The following is a 23,801-nucleotide window of genomic DNA, read 5'->3' as shown; positions in this document are numbered from 1 at the left end:
ACTCAGCACACACCTACGACCGGCGGCGTACGCGCCGCCGGCACTCACCATCACTGGATTGGAGACAACGATGACTGCTCTCGACGCGGCCGCAGGCCGTTCGTCCGCCTCGGCCGCCGGTTCGGCCGAGCTGGACCTCACGTACAAGAAAGTGTTCTGGCGCATCGTGCCGTTCCTGATGCTCTGCTACGTGGTCGCCTATCTCGACCGCGTGAACGTGGGCTTCGCGAAGCTGCAGATGTCGCAGGATCTCGCGTTCAGCGAAACCGTGTTCGGGCTCGGCGCGGGGATCTTCTTCCTCGGCTACTTCCTGTTCGAGCTGCCGAGCAACCTGCTGATGCACCGCATCGGCGCGCGCATCTGGATCGCGCGGATCATGATCACGTGGGGCATCCTGTCGGGGCTGTTCGCGTTCGTGCAGACGCCCACGCAGTTCTACGTGCTGCGCTTCCTGCTCGGCCTCGCGGAAGCGGGCTTCTACCCGGGCGTGATCCTGTACCTGACCTACTGGTTCCCGTCGCACCGCCGCGCGAAGATCATCGCGGTGTTCATGTCGGCGATTCCGGTGTCCGGGATCTTCGGCAACCCGCTGTCGGGCTGGATCATGCAGCGCTTCCACGGCGGCTCGGGCTTCCACGGCTGGCAATGGATGTTCATGATCGAGGCCGTGCCCGCGCTGCTGATCGGCATCGCGACGATCCTCTATCTCGACAACAACATTCGCAGTGCAAAGTGGCTGAACGATCGCGAGAAGCAGCTGCTCGAGGACGAAATCGCCGCGCAGCCGCAGGAACAGCAGAAGCACGGCCATTCGCTGAAGGCCGTGTTCTCGGACCCGCGCATGTGGTGGATGTCGCTGATCTACTTCGCGTTCGTCACGGGCCAGTACGGCCTCACGTTCTGGATGCCGACGCTCGTCAAGTCGACCGGCATCACCGATACGTTCCAGATCGGCCTGCTTTCCGCGATTCCGTTCGTCGTCGCGATCGTCGTGATGAACGTGTTCGGCCACAGCGCGGACAAGCGCCGCGAACGCCGCTGGCACCTGATCGTGCCGGCGCTGATGGGCGCCGTGGGCTTCGCGGTGGCGGCGTCGTACTCGCACAATACGGCGGTGTCGATCGTATTCCTGTCGATCGCCGCGGGCGGCGTGCTGACCTGCGCCCCGCTGTTCTGGTCGCTGCCGACCGCGTTCCTCGCGGGCACCGCGGCCGCGGCCGGCATCGCGATCATCAATTCGATCGGCAACCTCGCCGGCTTCGCGAGCCCCTACCTGATCGGCTACCTGAAGGACGCGACGCACAGCACGTCGTCCGGCATGTACGTGCTGGCGTCGATGCTCGTGATCGGCGCGATCGCCGTCTGGCTCACGCCGGCCAGACTGGTCAACCGCTAAATGAAACGGGGCGTCGCGTGCGATGCCCCGCCCTCTCACTGACAGGACCTGCTGCCATGCCACGCTTCGCCGCCAACCTCTCGATGATGTACAACGAACACGCGTTCCTCGAGCGCTTCGCCGCCGCCGCGTACGACGGCTTCAAGGCGGTCGAGTACCTGTTCCCGTACGACTTCGCCGCCGAGGACATCCGCGCGCGCCTCGACCAGCACGGCCTCGTGCAGGCGCTGTTCAACGCTCCGCCCGGCGACTGGGCCGCCGGCGAGCGCGGGATCGCATCGCTGCCGGGCCGCGAGGACGAGTTCCGCCGCGGCATCGACACCGCGCTCGATTACGCGCGCGTGATCGGCAACAAGAAGCTGCACGTGATGGCCGGCCTGATCGCGCCGGGCCAGGACCGTGCGCGCCACCGCGCGACCTATGTCGCGAACCTCGCGCACGCCGCGCAGGCGGCCTTCGCGCACGGCATCACGGTCCTCGTCGAGCCGATCAACCAGCGCGACATGCCCGGCTATTTCATCAGCCGGCAGGACGACGCGCATGCGATCTGCGCGGAAGTCGGCGCGCCGAACCTGAAAGTGCAGTTCGACTGCTACCACTGCCAGATCGTCGAGGGCGATCTCGCGATGAAGCTCAAGCGCGACTTTGCGGGCATCGGCCATATCCAGATCGCCGGCGTGCCCGAGCGCCACGAGCCGGACCTCGGCGAGCTGAACTATCCGTACCTGTTCGCGCTGATCGACGCGCTCGGCTACGACGGCTGGATCGGCTGCGAATACCGTCCGAAGGCCGGCACGTCCGACGGCCTCGGCTGGCTGAAGCCTTACCTGTAATCCAAGCATTTCCACGACGGGAACGAACATGAAAGTACTGATCACCGGCGGCGCCGGCTTCCTCGGCCAGCGCCTCGCGCGCAAGCTGCTCGAACGCGGCACGCTGACCGGCGCGGACAGCCGCGCGCAGCCGATCACCGAACTCGTGCTGCTCGACGTCGTCAAGGGCAGCGATTTCGGCGACGCGCGCGTGACATCGATCGTCGGCGATATCGCCGATCGGGCCGTGCTGGACAGCGCGATCGATACGCAGACCGGCGCGATCTTCCACCTCGCGGCGATCGTCAGCGGCCAGGCCGAAGCCGATTTCGATCTCGGAATGCGGATCAACCTCGATGCATCGCGCACGCTGCTGGAAGTGTGCCGCGCGCGCGGCCATCGCCCGCGCGTCGTGTTCACGAGCTCGGTGGCCGTCTATGGCGGCGCGCTTCCGGACGTCGTGCAGGACGACACCGCGCTGAACCCGCAATCGTCGTACGGCGCGGAAAAGGCGATTGCCGAGCTGCTGCTGTGCGACTACGCACGGCGCGGCTTCGTCGACGGCCGCGTGCTGCGGCTGCCGACCATCAGCGTGCGGCCGGGCCGGCCGAACGCCGCGGCGTCGTCGTTCGCGAGCGGCATCATCCGCGAGCCGCTGAACGGCGAGGAAAGCGTGTGCCCGGTGCCGGGCTCGACGCGCCTGTGGCTGCTGTCGCCCCGCGGCGCGATCGACGCGCTGGTCGCGGGCTGCGAGCTCGACGGCGCGCAGCTCGGCAACAAGCGCGTGATCAACCTGCCGGGGATTTCAGTGAGCGTCGACGAGATGATCGCCGCGCTGCGCGAAGTCGCGGGCGACGATGCGGTGAAGCTGATCCGCCATGTGCCGGACGAGCGCGTCGAGAAGATCGTCGGCAGCTGGCCGGGGCGCTGGGATACGTCGCGCGCGGAAGCGCTCGGATTGAAGGGCGATACGTCGTTTGCCGACGTGATCCGCGCGTATCGCGAGGATGAGCGGCGCTAGGAAGGCGATCGCATCAAGCGAACGAACCCTCGCATGCCGAACGGATGCGAGGGTTTTTTGTGGGTTCAGCGCGGCATGCGCTCACTTGATAGCCTTGCGCCAGAAGACCAGATAGGCCGCGGCCGACGATGCGACGAGCAACATTGCCCACATCGGAGCCAGGCTGATCAAAACGGAGGTGACGTTGAGCATTTGGATTCCTCACTAACGTGACAACGATTCTCGACACATATCTGCTTCACTCGGAACGCGCGACCTGATCGGGTGTTGCGTTCCGTTTAACCATGCTTTCATGCTACATCTTCAAGCGGCCGCATTCCTGTGGTGTCCTGTCGCACCGGTCATGCGTCAAACCGGCGCAATCCCACAGACGCATCACGCGATGAAGCGCTCGCTCGCGAACTGCGCGTCGGGCACACCCGCCGCGGCGGCGGCCTCCTGTGCGCCACGCACGAGCGCGGGCGGCCCGCACGCGTAGAGATCCGGCAGCACGTCGGCTTGCGCCAGCGCCGCGCCCAGCGCATCGACCGGCGTGCCGCGAAACCCGGCCCAGTCATCGCCCGGATGCCGCACTGTCTCCGGTGCCGATACGCCATTGACTCTAGTGCACGCGCGCACGCCGGGCGCGGCGACATTCGTTCGCACCATCGTTGCGCGCGCATCGAAGTATTTCCGGATGATGCCGGAATGTTTCGAGTTCCGTGACGATGCATTGCGCGATCGAGTGACGGCTTGTTGATTCCCGTCAGACAGTGCGACTACCGGACGGCGCTACGATGAATCGTCTGACAAGAAGAACCCCTCCGCACCCGCAATGAGCTCATCGATCCGCCGCCTGTCGCAGTCCCTCGTCAAAGCCGTCATCTCGATCGCCGCACTGCTGCCCGCCTTCACCGCCATCGCTGCCCAACCACCGCAAGCCAACGAAGCCGAGCTCGTGAAACAAGGCGCGTACGTCGCGCGTCTCGGCGACTGCATCGCCTGCCACACGTCGCCGAACGGCGCGCCGCTCGCGGGCGGCCTCGCGTTGGACACGCCGTTCGGCGCGATCTATTCGACCAACATCACGCCGGACGACGCCACCGGCATCGGCCGCTACACGTTCGAGCAGTTCGACCGCGCGATGCGCAAGGGCGTCGCGGCGGATGGCCACCATCTGTATCCGGCGATGCCGTACCCGTCGTTCGCGAAACTCGGCGATGACGACATGCGCGCGCTCTTTGCGTACCTGAAGCAAGGCGTCGCGCCGGTGAAACAGGAGAACAAGCCGCTCGGCGTCAAATGGCCGTTCAACATGCGCTGGGGGCTCGCGCTCTGGAACATGCTGTTCCTCGACGACACGCGCTACCGGACCAACCCGGCCAAGGACGCGACCTGGAACCGCGGCGCCTACCTGACGCAAGGCGCGGGGCACTGCGGCGCGTGCCATACGCCGCGCGGCGCGGGATTCCAGGAGAAGACGATGTCCGAAGCGGGCAGCGGCGGGCCGTTGTATCTGTCCGGCTCGACGGTCGAATCGTGGCGGGCCGTCAACCTGCGCTCGCTGTGGCCGGTCGAGGATCTGGTCACGCTGCTCAAGACGGGCCGCAACCGCTTTACGACCGCGTCCGGCGGCATGTCGGACGTGGTTCACCACAGCACGCAATACTTCAGCGACGCGGACCTCACCGCGATCGCCGTGTACCTGAACTCGCTGCCGAACGCGGCGGCGGACCGGCCGGCCGCCGTGTCGCCAACTTACGGCAAACCGGCGGACGGCGCGCCCGCGACGCTCTATACGTCAAAGGGCGGGCTCGGCTACCTGCAGTTCTGCAGCAGCTGCCACCAAGTCGACGGCCACGGCTTCTCGCCGGTGTTTCCGCCGCTGTCCCGCAACCCCGCGGTGCTGTCGAAGCAAACGGATTCGCTGATCCACGTCGCGCTGACCGGGTGGCAAACGCCGCAGACCGATGCCCATCCGCGCGTCTATACGATGCCCGCGTTCAGTCACCTGTCCGACCAGGAGCTGGCCGAGATCCTGACGTTCGTCCGCTCGACCTGGGGCGGCCGCAGCGATCCCGTGTTCGCGCTGGACGTCCGCAAGATGCGCCGCACGCTGGCCGTGAAGGATGGCGGCGCGCCGTCGTTCGACACGCCCCGCTTCGCGAACCTGCTCGACCAGCCGAATGCGCCGCAGCTGGTGCGCGGCATGCGCCTGCATCTCGACACGAAGGCGCTGCTGCCGAACCACGTCGGCGACGCGCTCAATTGCGCAAGCTGCCACCTGAACGCCGGCACGGTGGCGCATGCGTCGCCGTTCGTCGGCCTGGCCGCGCAGTTCCCGGGCTACGCGCCGCGCGCCGGCAAGGTGATCTCGCTCGCGGAGCGCATCAACGGGTGTTTCCGGCGGTCGATGAACGGCAAGCCGCTGCCGGTCGACTCGAACGACATGAAGGCGATGGTCGCGTACTTCGACTGGATGCGCGGCGGCGCGCGCCCGAAGAACAAGATTGCGGGGCGCGGGGTCGGCAAGATCGACACGACGCTGGTGCCGGACCTCGCGAACGGCAAGGCCGTGTACGCGGCCCAGTGCGCGTCCTGCCACGGTGCGGACGGCGCCGGGATGCGGCGCGCCGACGGCACCGCGATCTATCCGCCGCTGTGGGGCGACCAGTCGTTCAACATCGGGGCCGGCATGGCGCGCCTCTACACGGCCGCGGCGTTCGTGAAGCAGAACATGCCGATCGGCGCGCACGACCGCTTCCCGCTCGGGCAAGGCGGATTGAGCGATCAGGACGCGATCGACGTCGCCGCCTGGTTCACGACGCAGCCCCGCCCGGATTTCCCGGACAAGATCCACGACTGGCCGAAGGGCGGCAAGCCGAAGGACGCGCGCTACTGATGCGCCGGGCCCGGCGTCACGCGGGCCCGCCGTCCGTCATCCGCGCGATCGCCGCGCGCGTGTGCGCGAGCTCGCCGTCGAGCCAGTCGAGGAAGCGCCTGACTTGCGGCTGACGCTCGCGGCCTGGTCGGCACAGCGCGACATAGCGCGCGCCGCCGAGCCGCACCGACGGCTCGATCGGCACGAGCGCGCCCCGCTCGACGTGCTCGGCCACGAGCACCGAGCTGGCCAGCACGATGCCCTGCCCGTGCAGCACGGCCTGCAGCGCGTAATGCTCGTCGTCGTAATGCCGGAACACCGCGCGCGGCAGCCAAGCCGTCCGGCCTGCGGCCCGGCACCACGACTGCCAGTTCACCGCCATCGGCGCGGCCGTTTCCCACGCGATCTCGATCAGGTCCGGTGGCCCGTCCGCGCGATGCGCGTCGAAGCCGGCCGCCGCATACGCGCCGAAATATTCGTCGATCAGCGCGTGCTCGAACAGCGCGGGGAAGTCGCGCGACGTCGCGCGGATCGCCAGATCGACGCGTGCGTCGCGCTCGAGATCGACCAGCGCGTTGCCGGTCTCGACCTTGATGTGCAGTTGCGGATCAACCTGCCGGAAGCGGCCGAGCCGCGGAATCAGCCACATCGCGGCAAACGCGGGCGTGGTCGTCAGCACGAGCGTGCGCTCGGCCGGCGCCGGTCGCACCGTGTCGAGCCCGCGGCTCAGGTCGAGCAGCGCGTCGTGGCACACGCGAAACAGGCGCGCGCCGTCGTCGGTGAGCCGCACGCCGCTCGCGCCGCGCTCGAACAGCAGCACGCCGAGCCGGCTTTCGAGCGACTTGATCTGGTGCGACACCGCGGCGGGCGTCACCGACAGCTCGTGCGCGGCCGCCTTGAACGTACCGAGCCGGGCCGACGATTCGAATACGCGCAGCGCGGTCAGGGGAAGTTTTGAGAACACGGGGCCTCGCAGGCCGGATGCGGCCGGGTTGAATTCGCGGGGTTGAATTCGATTCAATCCGGGTGAGATTAGGTGAATTGAACCGTGTGCGCAACGCGCCTAGCCTTGCGGTGCGTCGCCGCTCTTGCGGCGCGCGGTTTTCATCGGAATCGGAGAACATACGTGCAAGGCTTACCGCGCAAGATCACCCAGGCCATCCTCTACGAAGCGATCGCGATCGGCTGTTTATCGCCTGCGATCGCGGCGATCTTCAAACAGGAGCTCGTGTACTCGGGCGGCCTGTCGGTGACGCTGTCCGTGATCGCGCTGCTGTGGAACATGGTCTACAACACCGCGTTCGAATGGTGGGAATCGACGCGTGCGCAGCCGGCTCGCACGCTGCGCCGTCGCATCGTTCATGCGTGCGGCTTCGAGGGTGGGCTGATCTTCATCCTGGTGCCGGTGGTTGCGTGGTGGCTGCGGATTTCGTGGTTCGACGCGCTCGTTGTCGATATCGGGCTGTTTGCGTTTTTCTTTTGCTATGCGTTCGTGTTTCAGTGGGCGTTTGATCGCGTGTTCGATGTGCCGGCTGCGACGAAGGGGATGGGGTGAGGGGTTAAAAAAATGGCGCCGCAAGCATCCAGCCTGCGGCGCCATTCCATGTCGCTACGGCAGTCACAACCCGCCGCAGCCCGACAGCACGCTTACATCTGCACGGTGTCGGCCACTTCCTTGAAGTCTTCGATCTGGTCGAAGTTCATGTACTTGTAGATCTTGTCGCCGTTGGCGCTGAGCACGCCCATATCGGCCATGTACTCTTCCTTGGTCGGAATCTTGCCCAGACGCGAGCAGATCGCCGCCAGTTCCGCCGAGCCGAGATACACGTTCGTGTTCTTGCCCAGGCGGTTCGGGAAGTTGCGGGTCGACGTCGACATGACCGTCGCGCCTTCGCGCACCTGTGCCTGGTTGCCCATGCACAGCGAGCAGCCCGGCATTTCGGTACGCGCGCCGGCCGTGCCGAACACGCCGTAGTGACCTTCTTCGGTCAGCTGCTTCTGGTCCATCTTGGTCGGCGGGGCCACCCACAGCTTGACCGGGATGTCGCGCTTGCCTTCCAGCAGCTTCGACGCCGCACGGAAGTGGCCGATGTTGGTCATGCACGAGCCGATGAACACTTCGTCGATCTTCGCGCCGGCGACATCGGACAGCGTCTTCACGTCGTCCGGATCGTTCGGGCAGGCCACGATCGGCTCGTGGATGTCGGCGAGGTCGATCTCGATGACGGCCGCGTAGTCGGCGTCGGCGTCCGGCGCCAGCAGTTGCGGGTCGGCCAGCCACTGTTCCATCGCCGCGATGCGGCGCTGCAGGCTGCGCGGATCCTGGTAGCCCTGCGCGATCATCCACTTCAGCAGCGTGACGTTGCTGTTGAGGTATTCGATGATCGGTTCCTTGTTCAGGTGGACCGTGCAACCGGCGGCCGAGCGCTCGGCGGACGCATCCGACAGCTCGAACGCTTGCTCGACCTTCAGGTCGGGCAGGCCTTCGATTTCGAGAATGCGGCCCGAGAAGATGTTCTTCTTGCCCTGCTTGGCGACCGTCAGCATGCCCTGCTTGATCGCGTACAGCGGAATCGCGTTGACCAGGTCACGCAGGGTCACGCCCGGCTGCATCTTGCCCTTGAAGCGGACCAGCACCGATTCCGGCATGTCCAGCGGCATCGTGCCGGTGGCGGCCGCGAAGGCCACCAGGCCCGAGCCTGCCGGGAAGCTGATGCCGATCGGGAAGCGCGTGTGCGAATCGCCGCCGGTGCCGACGGTGTCGGGCAGCAGCATGCGGTTCAGCCACGAGTGGATCACGCCGTCGCCCGGGCGCAGCGCGATGCCGCCACGGGTGCTGATGAAGTTCGGCAGGGTCTGGTGCGTCTTCACGTCCACCGGCTTCGGATAAGCGGCGGTGTGGCAGAACGACTGCATGACGAGGTCGGCCGAGAAGCCGAGGCATGCCAGATCCTTCAGTTCGTCGCGGGTCATCGGGCCCGTGGTGTCCTGCGAGCCGACCGAGGTCATCTTCGGTTCGCAGTACGTGCCCGGGCGCACGCCCTGGCCTTCCGGCAAGCCGCATGCGCGGCCGACCATCTTCTGCGCGAGCGAGAAGCCCTTGCCGCTGTTGGCCGGCTGGTGCGGCAGGCGGAACAGCGTCGACGGCGCCAGGCCCAGCGCCTCACGCGCCTTCGCGGTCAGGCCGCGGCCGATGATCAGCGGAATGCGGCCGCCGGCGCGCACTTCGTCGAACAGCACGTCGGACTTGACCTGGAACTCGGCGATCACGGCGCCGTTCTTCAGCGCCTTGCCTTCGTACGGGCGCAGTTCGACCACATCGCCCATTTCCATCTGCGACACGTCGAGCTCGATCGGCAGCGCGCCGGCGTCTTCCATCGTGTTGTAGAAGATCGGGGCGATCTTGCCGCCGAGGCACACGCCGCCGAAGCGCTTGTTCGGCACGAACGGGATGTCTTCGCCCGTGAACCACAGCACCGAGTTGGTTGCCGACTTACGCGAGGAGCCGGTGCCGACCACGTCGCCCACGTAGGCGACCAGATGGCCCTTTTCCTTCAGCGACTCGATGAACTTGACCGGGCCGCGCTTGCCGTCTTCTTCCGGGGTGATGCCCGGGCGCGCGTTCTTCAGCATCGCCAGCGCGTGCATCGGGATGTCCGGGCGGGTGGTGGCGTCCGGCGCCGGCGACAGGTCGTCGGTGTTGGTTTCGCCCGTCACCTTGAAGACGGTGATCGTCAGGCTTTGCGGCACTTCCGGACGGCTCGTGAACCACTCGGCATCGGCCCAGCTCTGCAGCACGGCCTTCGCGTGCACGTTGCCCTTGTCGGCCAGTTCCTTCACATCGTGGAACTGGTCGAACATCAGCAGGGTTTTCTTCAGCGCTTCGGCGGCGACGGCAGCCACGGCGTCATCGGACAGCAGCTCGATCAGCGGCTGGATGTTGTAGCCGCCCAGCATCGTGCCGAGCAGTTCGGTCGCGCGCTCGCGCGAGATCAGCGGGCAGGCGGTCTCGCCCTTGGCGACGGCGGCCAGGAAGCCGGCCTTCACGCGGGCGGCTTCGTCCACGCCGGCGGGCACGCGGTGGGTGATCAGGTCGAGCAGGGTCTGCTCTTCGCCGGCAGGCGGATTCGCCAGCAGTTCGACCAGTTCGGCGGTCTGCTGAGCCGTCAGCGGCAGGGGGGGAATACCGAGCGCGGCGCGGGCGGCCACGTGAGCACGAAAGTTTTCAAGCATGGGGGGACCTGCTGATATTGCGTTTCAGGGGAAGGCCTTTCAGGCGCTCCGAGGCTGTTCCGGGCACTGCATCGATCGGGATTCTAATCCCAATATCGTGGAGCGTCAAATGTCTTATGTCTTATATAAGAGTTAAGAGAGGAAGCAGCGGGAATCCGGGTTGCCGCGAGTGGCTGCGCTTTTCGTGCGAAATCCGGCGGCTTGGGCGGGAGCCCTGTCGGGCGTGGTGTTCCGGGTCATTCGGGCGACCGTATACAGGCGCGAAGACGATCTGCGGCCATCTTCCCGGCCGCGATTCCGGGCGATCCACTGGCGTGAGGCCGACCGTACCGGGTCTGAATTTCGGTATGTGGAACCCGGGTGCGAGCCGTTCGAAGCGGCCGCCTGGCGAAGGAATCGCTAAAAACGACGCCTTTGCGACGACCATCAGGCGCTGCTTCAAGGTGCCACGCTGCGGGCTTCGTCAAGAATCCACTTCGCAAACGCCTGTAGCGGCGCCTCGCTCAATTCGATCGGCTCGGGAAGAACGAGGCAGAAGTTTTTGCTGATTGCCTTGCCGTCCGGCCAAGGCGCGACCAAGCGGCCCTGTTCGAGCTCTGCCCCGATGTAAAGACGCGGCACCAATGCGACACCCAGGCCGGCTAGCGCCGCTTCTATCAGCATGGAATGGAGATCGTAACGTGCGCCGATCGCCGAATTGGTCAGCTCGATGCCGGCCTCTTGTGCATAGATCTGCCATGCATCCGGGTTTTGTCGCCGGTGAAGACGCGGCAGCGCATCCAGCGACGTGTTCGCACCGGCGTCTGCGAGGAGCGCCGGACTACAGACGGGCACGAGCACCTCCTCCAGCAGATGATGCAGATGCATGCCCGCCCACGCCGGATGCTCGAAATGAATCGCTGCGTCGAAACCGCTGCCGGCAAGCAGGAACGGCTCCATACGTTCGGCGATATGCACGGTAACGTTCGGATGCTGATTTTGAAAATGCTTCAACCGAGGAATCAGCCAACGGGTGGCGAACGTCGGAATCGCGGCGATATCGATGCTCGCGCCCTCGATCGGCTGCCCCATCAGATACAGGCTGTCCCGTTCCAGCCGATCCAGGATCTCGCGAACCTGCATCGCGTATCGCGTGCCGTTGGGTGCAAGTCGTACCCGATTTCCAACGCGCTCGAACAGCGCAACGCCCAGAAATGCCTCCAGCCGGCCAATCTGCCGACTAACGGCGCCCTCGGTCCGCGCCAATTCCTCCGCGGCGCGGGCAAAGCTTCCATGTCGAGCCGCAGCCTCGAATGCCAGGAGCGCGGAATTGCTTGGAACCTTACGTCGCATGGGAATCTCGTCGATCAGAACGTGTTCGCTGTCAGCTTGAGCAAATGTCACCGAAGGCTGACTTTATTTCGATATATAGGCCGGAAATGCGAGCCTACCATTACGTAACTGCAATGAACATGAATCGTTCGCAGACGAATGCCCATCCGCCACAAAGGACAATCTGGTGATCTATACCGTGGAATGCAGCTTCGCCGATCCCGATAGCGAAGCCGAATGGAACGACTTCTATAGCCTTGAAAAGCTGCCCGCCCTCATCTCGGTGACCGGCTTTCACACGTCGCAGCGTTTCAGATCGATCGGCGATGGTTGCCCCGTCTATCTGGCCATTCACACGATCGACGGTATCGACGTCCTGACGGGAGAGGAATATCGCCGGAAAGGCGGCGGCAACTTCGCAAGGTGGCAGCAGCACATTACCGACTGGCACCGAAATCTTTACAGCGATATCGGCCCGGCACCGGCGGTCAAGGCTGACGAACGACTCGTGCTATGTGCAAGCGGCCCCGATCCCCTGATCCAGATGGGCCTCGCACCGTTGGCCCTGCAAGCCGTTGCGCTGGAGCGTTTTCCGGAACGCCGTTGGCTCGCAATACTGCCCCAGGAAAACGCTCGGCTTGTCGAGAATGTCCGTGACGACCTGCACCTTTACGCGCCGATGACGCAGCAACTGACAAGCACCCGCCCTCTTTCGACAGCGCAGAAAAAGTAGGCCCGCGATGCCGAACGTTACTTTCTATATTCATGCGGGGAAAATGCCGCCCGATGAGCGTCTTGCCGAGCTTTCGCGCGACTGCATCGAACGCTGTACAAACGTCCTCGAAGCCGAACTCGAAAACGTTCACGTCATCTATGTGGATGCGCGGCATGGACATGGGCATCCCGTCTTCGCGGAAATCCACTATCGCCTCGAGACGTTCCGCACGCCTGCGGTCATGAACCGGTTCATGGAGGGCCTGGAGAGCGCCATCGTTCGCCGCACGGGTCTCACGGCGCGCATCCGTTGTTTCGGTCATGCCGCGTCGAACATTCACGCCCGAAATTAGCCGGTCCGGAGAAGCGTTATGTCCACCCTTGTCTTTCCAAGTCAGCAAGCCGGGGATTTCACGATCACCGCAATCAGCGATGGCTACCTCACCGCCAGCCTCGACTTTCTCTCGAACATCGACGCGTCCGAGGCTGTCGATATGCAGCGTGATGCAGGGCAGAACGCACCTTCCGCGGTGCATATCAATTGCTACGTGGTGCGCGGAGCGGGGCGCACGATTCTCATCGACGCTGGGGCTGGAGGGGTCAAGCAATGGGGCGGCCGCCTGAAGGACAATTTATTGCTTGCCGGCGTCGAACCCGCGTCGATCGACACCGTCCTGCTTACGCACGCCCACCCTGACCATGTAGGTGGACTGATGAATGCAGCCGGACAAGCTGCCTTTCCGCATGCGGAGCTCGTTGCTCATCAACGAGAAGTCGAATTTTGGCAGGATGACGGAAATCTGGCGCGTGCCAGCGAGCGGGCGCGCGGCAATTTCCTGATAGCGCGTCATGCGTTCGACGGCTACCGCGACAAGCTCCGTACTTTCGATCACGGAGAAGTGCTTCCCGGGATCAGGGCGACGCCGCTACCGGGGCATACCGACGGTCACACCGGATATCTCGTCGAATCGCGTGATCGGAGCGTTCTCGTCTGGGGGGATATCGTTCACTTCCCTCACATCCAGATCAAACGGCCAGACGTATCGATTGCATTCGATCAAGACCAGTCCGTTGCCGCCACCACGCGATCACGGCTTCTGGACATGGTCAGCTCGGAGGGGTTGTTGATCGCCGGCATGCATTTGGGGGAACTCGGCTTTGCGCGAGTCACGCGAACGAGGGGGGAGTATGGTCTGCTTTACGAGACGGAAATCCGCCCCACGCGCCCCGCCAATCCGCGATAAACAAAAAAAGCGGCCCGTCAACCGACAGGCCGCCAACATCAGCGCGCATCACCCGCGCGCCTCTCGCACAGCATCAATCAATGGATCCCGAGATAGCTCTTCACCGCCGGCAGCCCCGGCTTGCCGTCGAGCGTCGTCACGCCCGCGAGCCATTTGTCGAGCACCTGCGGATTCTCCTTCAGCCACTTGGCCGCGGCCTTGTTCGGATCCTCCTTGTTCATGATCGGCACCATCACGTGGTTCTCGATCGTCGTCGTGAACTGCAGGTTCGACACGAACTTCGCGACGTTCGGGCAGCGCTGCGCGTAGTCGGGCGGCGTCGCGGTCAACACCTTCGCTTCACCGTAGTTCGGGCCGAACACGTCGTCGCCGCCGGTCAGGTAATCGATCTTCATCTGCACGTTCATCGGATGCGGCTCCCACCCGAGGAACACGATCCACTGCTTGTCGCGGATCGCGCGGTTCACCTCGACCAGCATGCCCGCCTCGCTCGACTCGACGAGCTTGAACTTGCCCAGGCCGAACTGGTTGCCGTCGATCATCTTCTTGATCAACTGGTTGCCGTCGTTGCCCGGCTCGATCCCGTAGATCCGGCCGTTCAGCTTGTCCGCGAACTTCTGGATGTCGGCGAACGACTTCAGCCCGCCCTGGTACACGTAGTCGGGCACCGCGAGCGTGTATTTCGCGCCAGTCAGGTTCGGCGTCGCGAGCACCTTGATCGTGCCGGCCTTCGTGAACGGCTGGATGATCGGGTCCATCGTCGGCGACCAGTAGCCGAGGAACACGTCGATCTGCTTGCTCTTGATCCCCGCGAACGTGATCGGCACCGATGCGATCGTCTTCGTCGGCGCATAGCCGAGGCCCTGCAGCATCGTCGATGCCAGCCCCGTCGTCGCCGCGATGTCGGACCAGCCGACGTCCGCGAACCGGACGTTCTTGCACACCGGCGGGTCGGCCGCATACACGGTCGAAACCGGCGCGGCGGCGAAACCGACGCCACATGCCGCCGCGATCAGTAGTCGCTTCATCTTTCTTCTCCTCAAGGTGATGTCGTTCGCATGAAATCCGGGATCTGGAATGAAAGCCGCGCGCCGCGATCCCGGCGGCGTCACGGGCCGTACAGACAAACACTCGCGCCGCTCAGCGCCCCGGCAGCCGGCGTTCGTAACTGGGCGCGTGGCCGAACTGCGCGCGGTACGCCTTGCTGAAATGGCATGGCGAATGGAACCCGCAGATCGTCGTCACGCGCGCAATCGACGCGTCGGTCGTGCGCAGCAGGTCGCGCGCGCGCTTGAGCCGCAGCGTCAGGTAATAGTGGGTGGGCGACACGTTCAGGTAGACCTTGAACATCCGCTGCAGATGCCGCTGCGACAGCCGCACGAGCCGCGCGAGCTCCTCGAGCGACAGCGGCTCCTCGATGTTCGCCTCCATCAGCCGCACGACCTCGATCAGCTCCGCGCGCGAGAAGCCGACCCGCGCATCGACCGGAATCGGCTGCGGATCGGTCGCGCTGCGGATGCGCTCGAGGATGAACTGCTCCGACACCTGCGCGGCCAGCTGCTGCCCGAAGCGCGCGCCGACGAGGTTCAGCATCAGGTCGAGCGGCGCGGTGCCGCCGGTGCAGGTCAGGCGGTCGCGGTCGACGACGAACAGCTCGTCGGCAAAATTCACCTGCGGGAACTCCGTATGCAGCGCGGACAGGTTTTCCCAATGGACGGTGCAGCGATAGCCGTCGAGCAGCCCGCTCGACATCAGCGCATACGCGCCCGTGCAGATGCCGCCGAGCGGCAGCCCGCGATCGGCGAGCGACGCAAGCGTGTCGCGCGCGCCGTCATCGACCACGTCGCGGATGCGGATCCCGCCGCAGACGATCATCACGTCCGGCAAGCGCTCGGGGTCGAGCGCCTGCGTCGGCCGCACGGCGATGCCGTTGCTCGCATGCACCGGCGCGCCGTCGAGCGAGTAGATCGACCACCGGTAGTGGTCGGCGCGCCCGACGTAGTTCGCCATGCGCAGCACTTCGACCGCGCTCGAAAACGCGATCATCGAGAAATTCGGCAGCGTCAGAAAGCCGAAGTGCGCGAGGGACGAAACCGGGGAAACGCGGGCGGCAGGCGCAAAAGCGGCAGCGGCGGCGGCGGACGTCACATCGCTCTCCTAACGAGCAGGTGGCACGAGGTCAGCCCCGCGGCCGCAGCCGCGGGAAGCCGATGCATGAACGGAGCAGGCGGCCGGTGCAAACCTGGCCGCCGGTCAATCAGGCCTGCGCGGGCGCGGCCTTGACGCGAAACAGCTGCTTGAGGCCCGCGAACAGCGGTGCGCGTGCGGTGCCCGGCGCGCGGCCGAAGCTTTCGGTGATGCGGTCGAGGATGATCGCGAGCAGCACCACCGACAGGCCGCTTTCGAAGCCGAGGCCGATGTCCAGGCGCTGGATGCTGGCGAGCACGTCGTTGCCGAGGCCGCCCGCGCCGACCATCGACGCGATGATCACCATCGACAGCGCCATCATGATCGTCTGGTTCACGCCCTGCATGATCGACGGCAGCGCGTTCGGGAACTGCACCTTGTACAGCAGCTGCCACGGCGTGCAGCCGAACGCCTGCCCCGCTTCGACGATCTCGCGGTTCACGTGGCGGATGCCGAGGCTCGTCAGGCGCACGGCCGGCGGCATCGCGAAGATCACCGTCGACAGGATGCCCGGCACGCGGCCGAGGCCGAACAGCATCGCGGCCGGAATCAGGTACACGAAGGCCGGCATCGTCTGCATCAGGTCGAGGATCGGGCGCACGATCGCCGCAACCCACTTGCTCTTCGCGGCCCAGATGCCGAGCGGGATGCCGAGCACGAGGCTGATGATCGTCGACGACAGCGTGAGGCCGAGCGTGATCACGGTCTGATCCCAGAAGCCGGTCGCGAAGATCAGCAGCAGCGACGCGGTGACGAACAGCGCGAAGCGCCAGCCCACCCGCCACAGCCCGACGCCGATGAAGATCGCCATCATCAGCCACATCGGGATCGCCTGCAGGCTGTGCTCGACGAATGCCGCGAGACCCTCGATCGCTTGACCGATCGCATCGAACGTCTTCGCGTCGTGGTCGAGCAGGTAGTGAACGGACTGGTCGACCCAGGAACCGAGCGGAATCATTTCAGACATGGGAGCCTCGCGAACGCGTGATGGCCTTCAGGATGAGCGCACGATCGACCGAGCCGCAATAGCAGCCGTCGTCGTCGACGACGGGCAGTGCATTCGGGCTCGCGACCACGCGCGCGACGACATGTTCGAGCGACGCATCGCGCCGGATGCTTTCGATCGGCCGCACGGACGGCGTGTCCTGCCCGATCGCCTCGCGCGTGACGAAGCCGCGGATCTTGCGTGCGGCGTCGAGCACGAACGCGTATTCGGCGCTGCCGTTCAGCGTCGCCGCGACGTTCGCGGCATCGCACTTCGACAGGGTCGGCACGGCACCCGTCTGCATCAGGTCGCCCGCGGTCAGATAGCGGCTCGTGTCGATGCCGTCGAAGAACGCGCGCACGTAATCGTCGGCCGGGTTCGCGATGATGTCCTGCGGCGTGCCGACCTGCACGAGCCGGCCGCCTTCCATGATCGCGATGCGGTTGCCGATGCGCAGCGCCTCTTCCAGATCGTGCGACACGAACATGATCGTGCGGCGCTGCTCCTTCTGCAGTTGCAGCAGCACGTCCTGCATTTCCCGGCGCTTCAGCGGATCGAGCGCGGAGAACGCCTCGTCCATGATCATCAGCGACGGGTTCACGGCCAGCGCGCGGGCGAGGCCGACGCGCTGCTGCATGCCGCCCGACAGCTCGGACGGCAGCTTGTGCGAAAACGGTGCGAGGCCGACCTGCTCGAGCACCTCCATCGCGCGCCGTTCGCGCTCCTTCTTGCCGACGCCCGCGACCTCGAGGCCGAACGCGGCATTCGACACCACGGTGCGATGCGGCATCAGCGCGAACGACTGGAACACCATGCTCATGTCCTTGCGGCGCAGCGCGGTGAGCGCCGAGCGGCGCGCCGACGCGACGTCGAGGCCGTCGATCATCACCTTGCCGGCGCTCGGATCGACCAGCCGGTTCACGAGGCGGATCAGCGTGGATTTGCCGGAGCCGGACAGGCCCATCAGCACGAAAATTTCGCCTTCCTGCACGTCGAACGACACATTGTGCACGCCGACGACCTGGCCCGTGCGCTTGAGTACGTCATCCTTCGTCGCACCGGCAGCGAGCATGTCGAGCGCCTGCTGCGGGTTGCTTCCAAAAACCTTGCACAGACCTTCGACTACGACCTTGGGGGCATCCATCGAAACCTTCTCCTCGTGTAGCGGGGACTCACGCGTGTCACAGCGTGCCTACATAGTTGCCAGAAAAAACCCCGACCTGCCGACGAATTACGACAAACGCTTGCGCAAATACGACACAGGGGAAAATGCCCCTCCGGCCGCGCCGGGCGAGGCTGTGCGGCCGGCGCGGGAGGTTTGCGGCGTCGCAATACGCGCGCGGCCCGCGCCAGCAAGGCTCGCAGCCGGATCTTGTGCGGAGCAGCGTGCGGGGAGACGGGCGGTCGAATCGGCGGGAATCCAGCCGGCGCGCGTCGCTTTCTGACAAATCCGCGTCCGATCGGGCGGTTTGGCGCGCGCGAGAAAAAGAATGATCGTGCGGAAAATCGGCGGGAAGGTGATGCTCGGCGCTCGCCGGCAGGTGTCGTCATCGACGGAGCCGAAAGCGATGCAGTCATCGGCGGAACCGAAAGCCGGCGCTCCCGGCCATCCGCCGACGAGATGGCTATACGCTCATATGACGCATGCCGATTTTGTTGTGTGCGCAACCATATTGGGATGCTGGCGTTCGGCTTGCCTGACACGCATCCGCCCGCATCGCGCCACCGACGGCGCAACGCGGCGGATCCGCATGCCCGCGCGCGCGGCGGCGGCGATGCGCGACGGCGTCGCACGCCCGATGCGCCACACGGCCGCCACGCGTGCCGCCGCCCACGACGCGGGCGACAGGCGCCGAGCCCGCACGGCGACCGGCCGCTTGCACAGGATCGCGCTGTCGTAGCGCTTGCCGGCGAAGCGCACGACATCGACGACGTCGAAACCCTGCGCACGATAAAACGCGAGCAGATGCGCGGCAGGCCGGGGCGTGTCGAGCGCCAGCAGCGCGAAGCCCCGCGCCGCGGCCCATTGCCCGGCGAACGACAGCAGCGTCGCGCCGACGCCGCGCCCCTGCCAGGCCGGATCGACCGCGACCTGCCGCACGGTCGCGACACCGTCATGCCGATACAGCGAGCACGCGGACGCCGGATCAGACGCATGCAGCGTCATCGTGCCGATCACGCGCCCGCCGCTGACCGCGACGAAACACTCGCCCGCTTCCGCACGCCGCCGCGTGACGTCTTCCGCCTGATCGACGCACGTGCAGTTCAGCCCCATCGCGCCAAGCCGTGCGAACGCACGATGCAGCATGTCGGTAAGCGGCGCGTAGCCGTCGAATGCAGGATCGAAGCGACGCACGACGATGCGCTCGGCGCGCGGCGCCGGCAGCGTGGCAGGCAAGGGGTCGATGATGTCGTTCGAGGGCTTGGGCATGGTGTCGCTCCGTCTCTTCGGTTGCCCGAAGTCTAGGGTCGCGCCAACGGCCGTCGCAAGAAAAAATGTCGTAAAAAGTCGCGTAGCGCGCGCGGCATTCGCAGAATTGACGACATTTTTATTCGGCTCGCGCTATCCGTTGAACAGGCATCGATGCGTGCGCACGCATCCTGAACGACGCGCGGCACCCGCGTCGCGTCCTTCATTGACGTCCTCCGGCACGCACGTCAGACTCGTGCATCCCCACCCGAGCGCACACGCCCATGATCACCTGCTTCCTTCGCTACGTCGTCGACCCGTACAAGCTCGAGCAATTCGAAACCTACGGCAAGATGTGGATTCCGCTGGTCGAGAAGTTCGGCGGCACGCATCACGGCTACTTCCTGCCGTCCGAGGGCGACAACGACATCGCGCTCGCGATGTTCACGTTCCCGAGCCTCGCCGCGTACGAGACCTACCGGCAGCAGTCGATGGAAGATCCGGCGTGCATCGCCGCGTTCCGGTATGCGGAAGAAACCCGCTGCATCGTCCGCTACGAGCGCAGCTTCTTCCGGCCGGTGTTCGAGTAAGCCATTGAGCGGCCAAACGAAAAAAGGCCCCGCCTGCATCCGTGCCGGCGGGGCCAACCCATGTCAGTAGAGACATCATGGAGGAGACGGGCCCATCATATCGACGGCCCGCCGCCCGCCCAACCAAGGATTTCTGCTATCGATCTGCACGGCTGCGCCCCCGCCTCCCCTGCCCGCGCGGCATATCGATAGAACGAAAAGTCGTTTTCAGAGTGGCGGCGAGGTCGTTACCATGCGGTTTTAAGCCTGTGCTTAGCCGGGCCAGCCATTCCCAAGGAGCGCCCCCCTTGACTGCATTCGATCAACATCGCCGGCCGTTCGTCGTCGGCATCGGCGGCACCACCCGCGCAGCGTCGTCGACCGAGCGCGCGCTGTCGTTCGCCCTGCGCGGCGCGCAGGCGGCCGGCGCCCGCACCCAGCTGTTCGACGGGCCGTTCCTGCATACGCTGCCGCACTACGCGCCCGAACAGAAGACGCTGACCGACTCGCAGCGCGAGCTGATCGATGCCGTGCGCCGCGCCGACGCGATCATCATCGCGACGCCCGGCTACCACGGCGGCGTGTCCGGCCTCGTCAAGAACGCGCTCGACACGCTCGAGGAACTGCGTGCCGACGAACGCCCTTACCTCGACGGCCGCGCGGTCGGCCTGATCGTCACCGCGTACGGCTGGCAGGCGGCCGGCACCGTGCTGACGTCGCTGCGCTCGATCGTGCACGCGTTGCGCGGCTGGCCGACGCCGTTCGGCGCGACCGTCAACACGCTCGAAACGCGCTTCGAGAGCGCCGACAGCTGCTCGGACCCGAAAGTCGTCGCGCAGCTCGAGACGGTCGGCACCCAGGCCGCCGAATTCGCGCTCGCGTTCGCGTCGCACCGCGCGGCCTCGCATGCGGCATCGGTCGACGCGCTCGCGCCGGTGCTGAAAATCGCCAACCAGTAAGCAACCCTTCTCCACCTGCCGCCCGCGCCCGGCGTCGCCCGCCGCGCGCGGGCGGTGCGCATTCGGCTCGGCGGCCGCTGCGGATTGGCGTGAGGCCCGGCGCGCCCGATAACGATCCGGCCGACGACGTGATTTGCATTGGCCGAAAGATTGGTTCACGCGGCCCGCGGGTTTTCGTACGCTGAAAGCCCGAACCTTCCTCGCGCATGCCATGACTCGCACGATCCGCTACAAGGGCTACGAAGTCGCGCCCGCCGCCGCGCGGCTGCCGAACGGCCTGTTCGCCGCCAACCTGACGATCGAAAAGGCCAGCGGCGGCCCGTCGCGCGCCATGTCGTTCGACGCGATCGACTTCTTTTTCGAAGAGGAACATGCGCTCGCCTACGCGTCCCGCTGGGGCCGCTTGTGGGTGGATGCGCACGCTTGACCGGCGTCATGCCGCCGCGCGCATGGCCGCGCGAAAATACGCGAAAACAGGGGCTATGGGAGAATCTTTCACTCCGTAATCGCGATAAAAATGCCATGACTGACATGCTGCGCCACGAGCAGGCAGCAGATCACGCAATGCGCAACTGGACCTTCGAGAAGCCAGGCCCGGTGAAGATCGGTTCCGATGCGCACATGCAGATGTTCTGCCGCATGCTGCTCGACACGCACAACCCGTACAAGCCGGCCGTGATCGACTGGCCGCCTCTCGATCCCGAAGCGCTCGCGCGGCTCACGTCGTTGCCGATCTGGGACATCGCGGTGCAAACGGAAGGCCGCGCATCGATTCGCGTCGCAACGTTCGCGTCGACCGTGCGCGAGCCGCTGCTGCGGCAGGCGCTCGACATGGACGGCAGCGAGGAAGCGCGCCACAAGGTCGTGCTGTCGAAACTGGTCGAGGCATACGGCATCGCGCTCGCGCCCGAGCCGGCCTACCCCGCGCCGAAGAACGCCGAATGGGCGTGGATGGTGACGGGCTTCAGCGAGTGCATCGACAGCTTCTTCGCATTCGGCCTGTTCCGCACCGCGCAGCGCTCCGGTTATTTCCCGCCCGAACTCGTCGACACCTTCGAACCGGTGATCCAGGAAGAAGGCCGGCACATCCTGTTTTTCGTCAACTGGTACGCGTGGTACTGGCGCAACCTGGCGTGGTGGCGCCGGCCCGCGTTCTTCGCGAAGGTCGCCGCGGTGTGGGCGTTCCTGATCTGGGAGCGCATCGGCATCGCGCGCGGGATCGACGCCGAAGGCGTCGCGCGCGACGCGAACTTCCCGGCAACCGGCACCGCGGCCGTCGGCGATGCGCTCGAGCCGCGCGAACTGATCGAGCTGTGCCTCGCCGAGAACGACCGGCGCATGGCCGGCTACGACAAGCGGCTGCTGCGGCCGATGTTCGTTCCGCGCATGGCGCGGTTTGCGCTGCGGTTTCTCAGGAAGTAAATCCTCCAGGCGGCGCGGCGCCACGCATCAGGTAAAAATTACGCGCCTCGCCTCGTAACAAGCGCGGCACACGCGCTTTTCCCTTCGTCTCCCGGCGCACGAAACGCCGCGCCCCCTGATCGTTCCGCTGCACCTGCCGAAGCGGTCGATGCGCCGCTCGGCATAGTCGACATCACCCGTCCATCGCATGGATCGAATGTGTCTCAAAACAAGACACACTGAAAATCAACATCATCAAAATACATTTAACTCATTAAATTAAAATCAACGACCGCCGATCCATCCCTATCAAAATATAAATTACACAATCGAAAGATTCGATCTAGCCGCAAACGTTTGCCCTTCTTATCGTCTGATCATTGCGACCAATCAGCGGACATATAGGCGAGACATGTCACGTAACCCCATGTAAAAAAACATCTTTCCAGCCCGCCCTCAACCCTACAAATATTACAAATCAATTAACCTCATCCAATCAATAATCCGACAATTCATCCATCAGATTATTTCGAACTAACATAATTTAAACTTTAAACCCACCTCGATTTATCAATCCTTATAAATCAAAAAATTCCGTTCAAATACACTCCGTCCAAATTTGAGATATACGCGTGAACACTGGTTGAATTATCAGACGAAATGCCTGGTGTGTTGCGTGATCATTTGGAGGTAGCCAGGCATGAACCGCACATATCGCTCGATCTGGAACGAAGCGCTCGGCGCATGGGTCGCCGCATCGGAAATTTCTACCGCTCGCGGCAAGCCGAACAAGTCCGCCGTGGCGAAGGTCGTTGTGGGTGCGGTGCTCGTGGCGGGTGCGGGCGCCGCCAACTTCGCGCATGCGCAGTACTCTGCGGGCGGCGCCGGTGGCTCCGTCGTGGCGACAGGCACCCAGTCGATCGCGATCGGCGGCAACTCCGGCAGCACCACGACGGCCAGCGGAGCAACGGCGATCGCGATTGGCGCGAACGCAACGGCCTCGGCCGATTTCTCCCAGGCATTCGGTCAGGCGACCACGGCGAGCGGTGCGAGCGCGATCGGCATCGGGTCGGGCGCGAAGGCGCTGAACATCGGCGCGACCGCGCTCGGCAACGATGCCACCGCGTCCGGCAGCAGCGCGATCGCGATCGGCGGCGGCAACAGTTCGGGTACTGGCGGTTCGGCGGCGCTCGCCACCACGTCGATTGCGGTCGGGCGCAATTCCGTCGTCCAGAGCGCGGCGACGTCGGGCGTGGCGATCGGCACGGGTTCGACCGTGTCCGCGAGCAATTCGCTGGCGCTCGGCCCGAGTGCCACGGCCAACGTCGCCGGCTCGGTCGCGCTCGGTTCGGGCGCGGTGACGTCGGGAACCGCTACGACGGCAACCGGTGGCACGGGTGTCGTCAGCAGCACGACGATCGGCAGCACGACGTTCGGCACATACGCCGGCTCGAACGCGTCGGCGGGGGTCGTCAGCGTTGGGGCGGCCGGGTCGGAGCGCCGTATCCAGAATGTCGCGGCCGGCCTCGTCGGTGCGGCCAGTACCGATGCCGTCAACGGCAGCCAGTTGTATGGGAGGTATCCGGAATTTCGTGTGTGAGGCGGGGTTGAGATTCAGACTCCAATGTTGAATCGTTCCGGGTAAAGCAGTGCGAACTGCGTCATCGCACTCTTCCAATCGTGCCGGGAGCCGGTCCAT

21 protein-coding genes and 1 pseudogene are annotated in these 23,801 nt (G+C 65.3%); 13 read left to right on the top strand and 9 right to left on the bottom strand.

Translation table 11 applies throughout. The features are described 5' to 3' along the window. Nucleotides 1–70: 70 nt before the first annotated feature. From HWY45_RS34575 to denD, 3 genes are read left to right on the top strand one after another with little or no spacing between them, the layout of a single operon-like run. Nucleotides 71–1,396, top strand: coding sequence for an MFS transporter (locus HWY45_RS34575; protein ID WP_059880254.1), 1,326 nt, complete (start codon nt 71–73; stop codon nt 1,394–1,396). A gap of 56 nt (nt 1,397–1,452) precedes the next feature. Continuing rightward, nucleotides 1,453–2,229 (top strand): 2-oxo-tetronate isomerase, encoded by a 777-nt coding sequence (gene otnI / locus HWY45_RS34570; protein WP_059565889.1) that lies wholly within the window; start codon nt 1,453–1,455, stop codon nt 2,227–2,229. A 28-nt stretch (nt 2,230–2,257) separates the two neighbouring features. Then, nucleotides 2,258–3,229, top strand: a complete 972-nt coding sequence (gene denD, locus HWY45_RS34565; protein WP_059880252.1) for a D-erythronate dehydrogenase — start codon at nt 2,258–2,260, stop codon at nt 3,227–3,229. A 375-nt stretch (nt 3,230–3,604) separates the two neighbouring features. Here the strand turns inward: denD and HWY45_RS34560 are convergent, their stop codons facing one another. Beyond that, nucleotides 3,605–3,877, bottom strand: a complete 273-nt coding sequence (locus HWY45_RS34560) for a ferredoxin reductase domain-containing protein (protein ID WP_230946966.1) — start codon at nt 3,875–3,877, stop codon at nt 3,605–3,607. A gap of 166 nt (nt 3,878–4,043) precedes the next feature. Here HWY45_RS34560 and HWY45_RS34555 point away from each other — a divergent pair, with 166 nt between their 5' ends. Further along, complete coding sequence (locus HWY45_RS34555) at nt 4,044–6,110, top strand: c-type cytochrome (protein WP_059880243.1); 2,067 nt, start codon at nt 4,044–4,046, stop codon at nt 6,108–6,110. A 16-nt stretch (nt 6,111–6,126) separates the two neighbouring features. On the opposite strand, the gene HWY45_RS34550 is transcribed toward HWY45_RS34555, so the two are convergent. Further along, nucleotides 6,127–7,053 (bottom strand): LysR substrate-binding domain-containing protein, encoded by a 927-nt coding sequence (locus tag HWY45_RS34550; RefSeq protein ID WP_059880240.1) that lies wholly within the window; start codon nt 7,051–7,053, stop codon nt 6,127–6,129. Nucleotides 7,054–7,215: 162 nt separating this feature from the next. Here HWY45_RS34550 and HWY45_RS34545 point away from each other — a divergent pair, with 162 nt between their 5' ends. Then, nucleotides 7,216–7,644 (top strand): PACE efflux transporter, encoded by a 429-nt coding sequence (locus HWY45_RS34545; RefSeq protein ID WP_059880237.1) that lies wholly within the window; start codon nt 7,216–7,218, stop codon nt 7,642–7,644. A gap of 92 nt (nt 7,645–7,736) precedes the next feature. Here HWY45_RS34545 and acnB read toward each other — a convergent pair whose 3' ends face one another. Further along, on the bottom strand, nt 7,737–10,322 hold the full coding sequence (gene acnB, locus HWY45_RS34540) for a bifunctional aconitate hydratase 2/2-methylisocitrate dehydratase (RefSeq protein ID WP_059880234.1): 2,586 nt from the start codon (nt 10,320–10,322) through the stop codon (nt 7,737–7,739). Nucleotides 10,323–10,760: 438 nt separating this feature from the next. After that, the gene (locus HWY45_RS34535; RefSeq protein ID WP_059880267.1) at nt 10,761–11,654 is read right to left on the bottom strand and encodes a LysR substrate-binding domain-containing protein; all 894 of its coding nucleotides are present in this window, start codon (nt 11,652–11,654) and stop codon (nt 10,761–10,763) included. A gap of 166 nt (nt 11,655–11,820) precedes the next feature. Between HWY45_RS34535 and HWY45_RS34530 the strand changes: the two genes are divergently transcribed. From HWY45_RS34530 to HWY45_RS34520, 3 genes are read left to right on the top strand one after another with little or no spacing between them, the layout of a single operon-like run. Next, entirely contained in the window at nt 11,821–12,366 is a 546-nt protein-coding gene (locus tag HWY45_RS34530) for a hypothetical protein (protein WP_059880231.1), read from the top strand. Between the two features lie 7 nt (nt 12,367–12,373). Further along, nucleotides 12,374–12,700: a hypothetical protein gene (locus HWY45_RS34525; RefSeq protein WP_059880228.1), complete on the top strand. Its 327-nt coding sequence runs from the start codon at nt 12,374–12,376 to the stop codon at nt 12,698–12,700. Between the two features lie 18 nt (nt 12,701–12,718). Beyond that, nucleotides 12,719–13,591 (top strand): MBL fold metallo-hydrolase, encoded by an 873-nt coding sequence (locus tag HWY45_RS34520; protein WP_059880225.1) that lies wholly within the window; start codon nt 12,719–12,721, stop codon nt 13,589–13,591. 77 nt (nt 13,592–13,668) lie between these two features. Here the strand turns inward: HWY45_RS34520 and HWY45_RS34515 are convergent, their stop codons facing one another. The 5 genes and pseudogenes from HWY45_RS34515 to HWY45_RS34495 all read right to left on the bottom strand — a co-directional run bounded on the left by HWY45_RS34515 (nt 13,669) and on the right by HWY45_RS34495 (nt 19,194). Further along, a complete protein-coding gene (locus HWY45_RS34515) occupies nt 13,669–14,619 on the bottom strand; it encodes a choline ABC transporter substrate-binding protein (protein ID WP_059565901.1) in 951 nt (316 codons plus the stop codon). Nucleotides 14,620–14,731: 112 nt separating this feature from the next. After that, the gene (locus HWY45_RS34510) at nt 14,732–15,739 is read right to left on the bottom strand and encodes a GlxA family transcriptional regulator (protein ID WP_059880222.1); all 1,008 of its coding nucleotides are present in this window, start codon (nt 15,737–15,739) and stop codon (nt 14,732–14,734) included. 109 nt (nt 15,740–15,848) lie between these two features. Then, the gene (gene choW, locus HWY45_RS34505; protein WP_059880217.1) at nt 15,849–16,745 is read right to left on the bottom strand and encodes a choline ABC transporter permease subunit; all 897 of its coding nucleotides are present in this window, start codon (nt 16,743–16,745) and stop codon (nt 15,849–15,851) included. Continuing rightward, nucleotides 16,738–18,500 (bottom strand): annotated as a pseudogene (locus HWY45_RS34500) (quaternary amine ABC transporter ATP-binding protein). The gene choW and the pseudogene HWY45_RS34500 overlap by 8 nt, the downstream one beginning before the upstream one ends. Continuing rightward, nucleotides 18,397–19,194, bottom strand: a complete 798-nt coding sequence (locus tag HWY45_RS34495) for a GNAT family N-acetyltransferase (RefSeq protein WP_081069707.1) — start codon at nt 19,192–19,194, stop codon at nt 18,397–18,399. The pseudogene HWY45_RS34500 and the gene HWY45_RS34495 overlap by 104 nt, the downstream one beginning before the upstream one ends. 263 nt (nt 19,195–19,457) lie before the next feature. On the opposite strand from HWY45_RS34495, the gene HWY45_RS34490 reads away from it, so the two are divergent. From HWY45_RS34490 to HWY45_RS34470, 5 genes are all read left to right on the top strand, one after another. Continuing rightward, nucleotides 19,458–19,763, top strand: a complete 306-nt coding sequence (locus tag HWY45_RS34490) for an NIPSNAP family protein (RefSeq protein WP_059565905.1) — start codon at nt 19,458–19,460, stop codon at nt 19,761–19,763. A 287-nt stretch (nt 19,764–20,050) separates the two neighbouring features. Next, nucleotides 20,051–20,701 (top strand): NADPH-dependent FMN reductase, encoded by a 651-nt coding sequence (locus tag HWY45_RS34485; protein ID WP_059565906.1) that lies wholly within the window; start codon nt 20,051–20,053, stop codon nt 20,699–20,701. Nucleotides 20,702–20,912: 211 nt separating this feature from the next. Next, the gene (locus tag HWY45_RS34480; protein ID WP_059565907.1) at nt 20,913–21,128 is read left to right on the top strand and encodes a hypothetical protein; all 216 of its coding nucleotides are present in this window, start codon (nt 20,913–20,915) and stop codon (nt 21,126–21,128) included. A 95-nt stretch (nt 21,129–21,223) separates the two neighbouring features. Continuing rightward, nucleotides 21,224–22,123 carry a hypothetical protein gene (locus HWY45_RS34475; protein WP_059880214.1) on the top strand — a complete coding sequence of 300 codons (900 nt, stop codon included), beginning with the start codon at nt 21,224–21,226 and terminating at the stop codon, nt 22,121–22,123. A gap of 679 nt (nt 22,124–22,802) precedes the next feature. Continuing rightward, the gene (locus HWY45_RS34470) at nt 22,803–23,702 is read left to right on the top strand and encodes an ESPR-type extended signal peptide-containing protein (protein ID WP_059880211.1); all 900 of its coding nucleotides are present in this window, start codon (nt 22,803–22,805) and stop codon (nt 23,700–23,702) included. The last annotated feature ends 99 nt before the right edge of the window (nt 23,703–23,801 follow it).

The organism is Burkholderia stagnalis, from assembly GCF_902830275.1.
Classification (GTDB): domain Bacteria; phylum Pseudomonadota; class Gammaproteobacteria; order Burkholderiales; family Burkholderiaceae; genus Burkholderia; species Burkholderia stagnalis.
Note: the sequence above shows the minus strand (reverse complement) of the source record. Positions and strands in the feature narration are given on the sequence as shown.

What these genes read in the sequence shown, in the direction of transcription:
- HWY45_RS34575 (WP_059880254.1), top strand. Translation starts at nt 71, where the DNA reads ATGACTGCTCTCGACGCGGCCGCAGGCCGTTCGTCCGCCTCGGCCGCC.
- otnI (WP_059565889.1), top strand. Translation starts at nt 1,453, where the DNA reads ATGCCACGCTTCGCCGCCAACCTCTCGATGATGTACAACGAACACGCG.
- denD (WP_059880252.1), top strand. Translation starts at nt 2,258, where the DNA reads ATGAAAGTACTGATCACCGGCGGCGCCGGCTTCCTCGGCCAGCGCCTC.
- HWY45_RS34560 (WP_230946966.1), bottom strand. Translation starts at nt 3,877, where the DNA reads ATGGTGCGAACGAATGTCGCCGCGCCCGGCGTGCGCGCGTGCACTAGA.
- HWY45_RS34555 (WP_059880243.1), top strand. Translation starts at nt 4,044, where the DNA reads ATGAGCTCATCGATCCGCCGCCTGTCGCAGTCCCTCGTCAAAGCCGTC.
- acnB (WP_059880234.1), bottom strand. Translation starts at nt 10,322, where the DNA reads ATGCTTGAAAACTTTCGTGCTCACGTGGCCGCCCGCGCCGCGCTCGGT.
- HWY45_RS34535 (WP_059880267.1), bottom strand. Translation starts at nt 11,654, where the DNA reads ATGCGACGTAAGGTTCCAAGCAATTCCGCGCTCCTGGCATTCGAGGCT.
- HWY45_RS34525 (WP_059880228.1), top strand. Translation starts at nt 12,374, where the DNA reads ATGCCGAACGTTACTTTCTATATTCATGCGGGGAAAATGCCGCCCGAT.
- HWY45_RS34520 (WP_059880225.1), top strand. Translation starts at nt 12,719, where the DNA reads ATGTCCACCCTTGTCTTTCCAAGTCAGCAAGCCGGGGATTTCACGATC.
- HWY45_RS34515 (WP_059565901.1), bottom strand. Translation starts at nt 14,619, where the DNA reads ATGAAGCGACTACTGATCGCGGCGGCATGTGGCGTCGGTTTCGCCGCC.
- choW (WP_059880217.1), bottom strand. Translation starts at nt 16,745, where the DNA reads ATGTCTGAAATGATTCCGCTCGGTTCCTGGGTCGACCAGTCCGTTCAC.
- HWY45_RS34495 (WP_081069707.1), bottom strand. Translation starts at nt 19,194, where the DNA reads ATGCCCAAGCCCTCGAACGACATCATCGACCCCTTGCCTGCCACGCTG.
- HWY45_RS34490 (WP_059565905.1), top strand. Translation starts at nt 19,458, where the DNA reads ATGATCACCTGCTTCCTTCGCTACGTCGTCGACCCGTACAAGCTCGAG.
- HWY45_RS34480 (WP_059565907.1), top strand. Translation starts at nt 20,913, where the DNA reads ATGACTCGCACGATCCGCTACAAGGGCTACGAAGTCGCGCCCGCCGCC.
- HWY45_RS34475 (WP_059880214.1), top strand. Translation starts at nt 21,224, where the DNA reads ATGACTGACATGCTGCGCCACGAGCAGGCAGCAGATCACGCAATGCGC.
- HWY45_RS34470 (WP_059880211.1), top strand. Translation starts at nt 22,803, where the DNA reads ATGAACCGCACATATCGCTCGATCTGGAACGAAGCGCTCGGCGCATGG.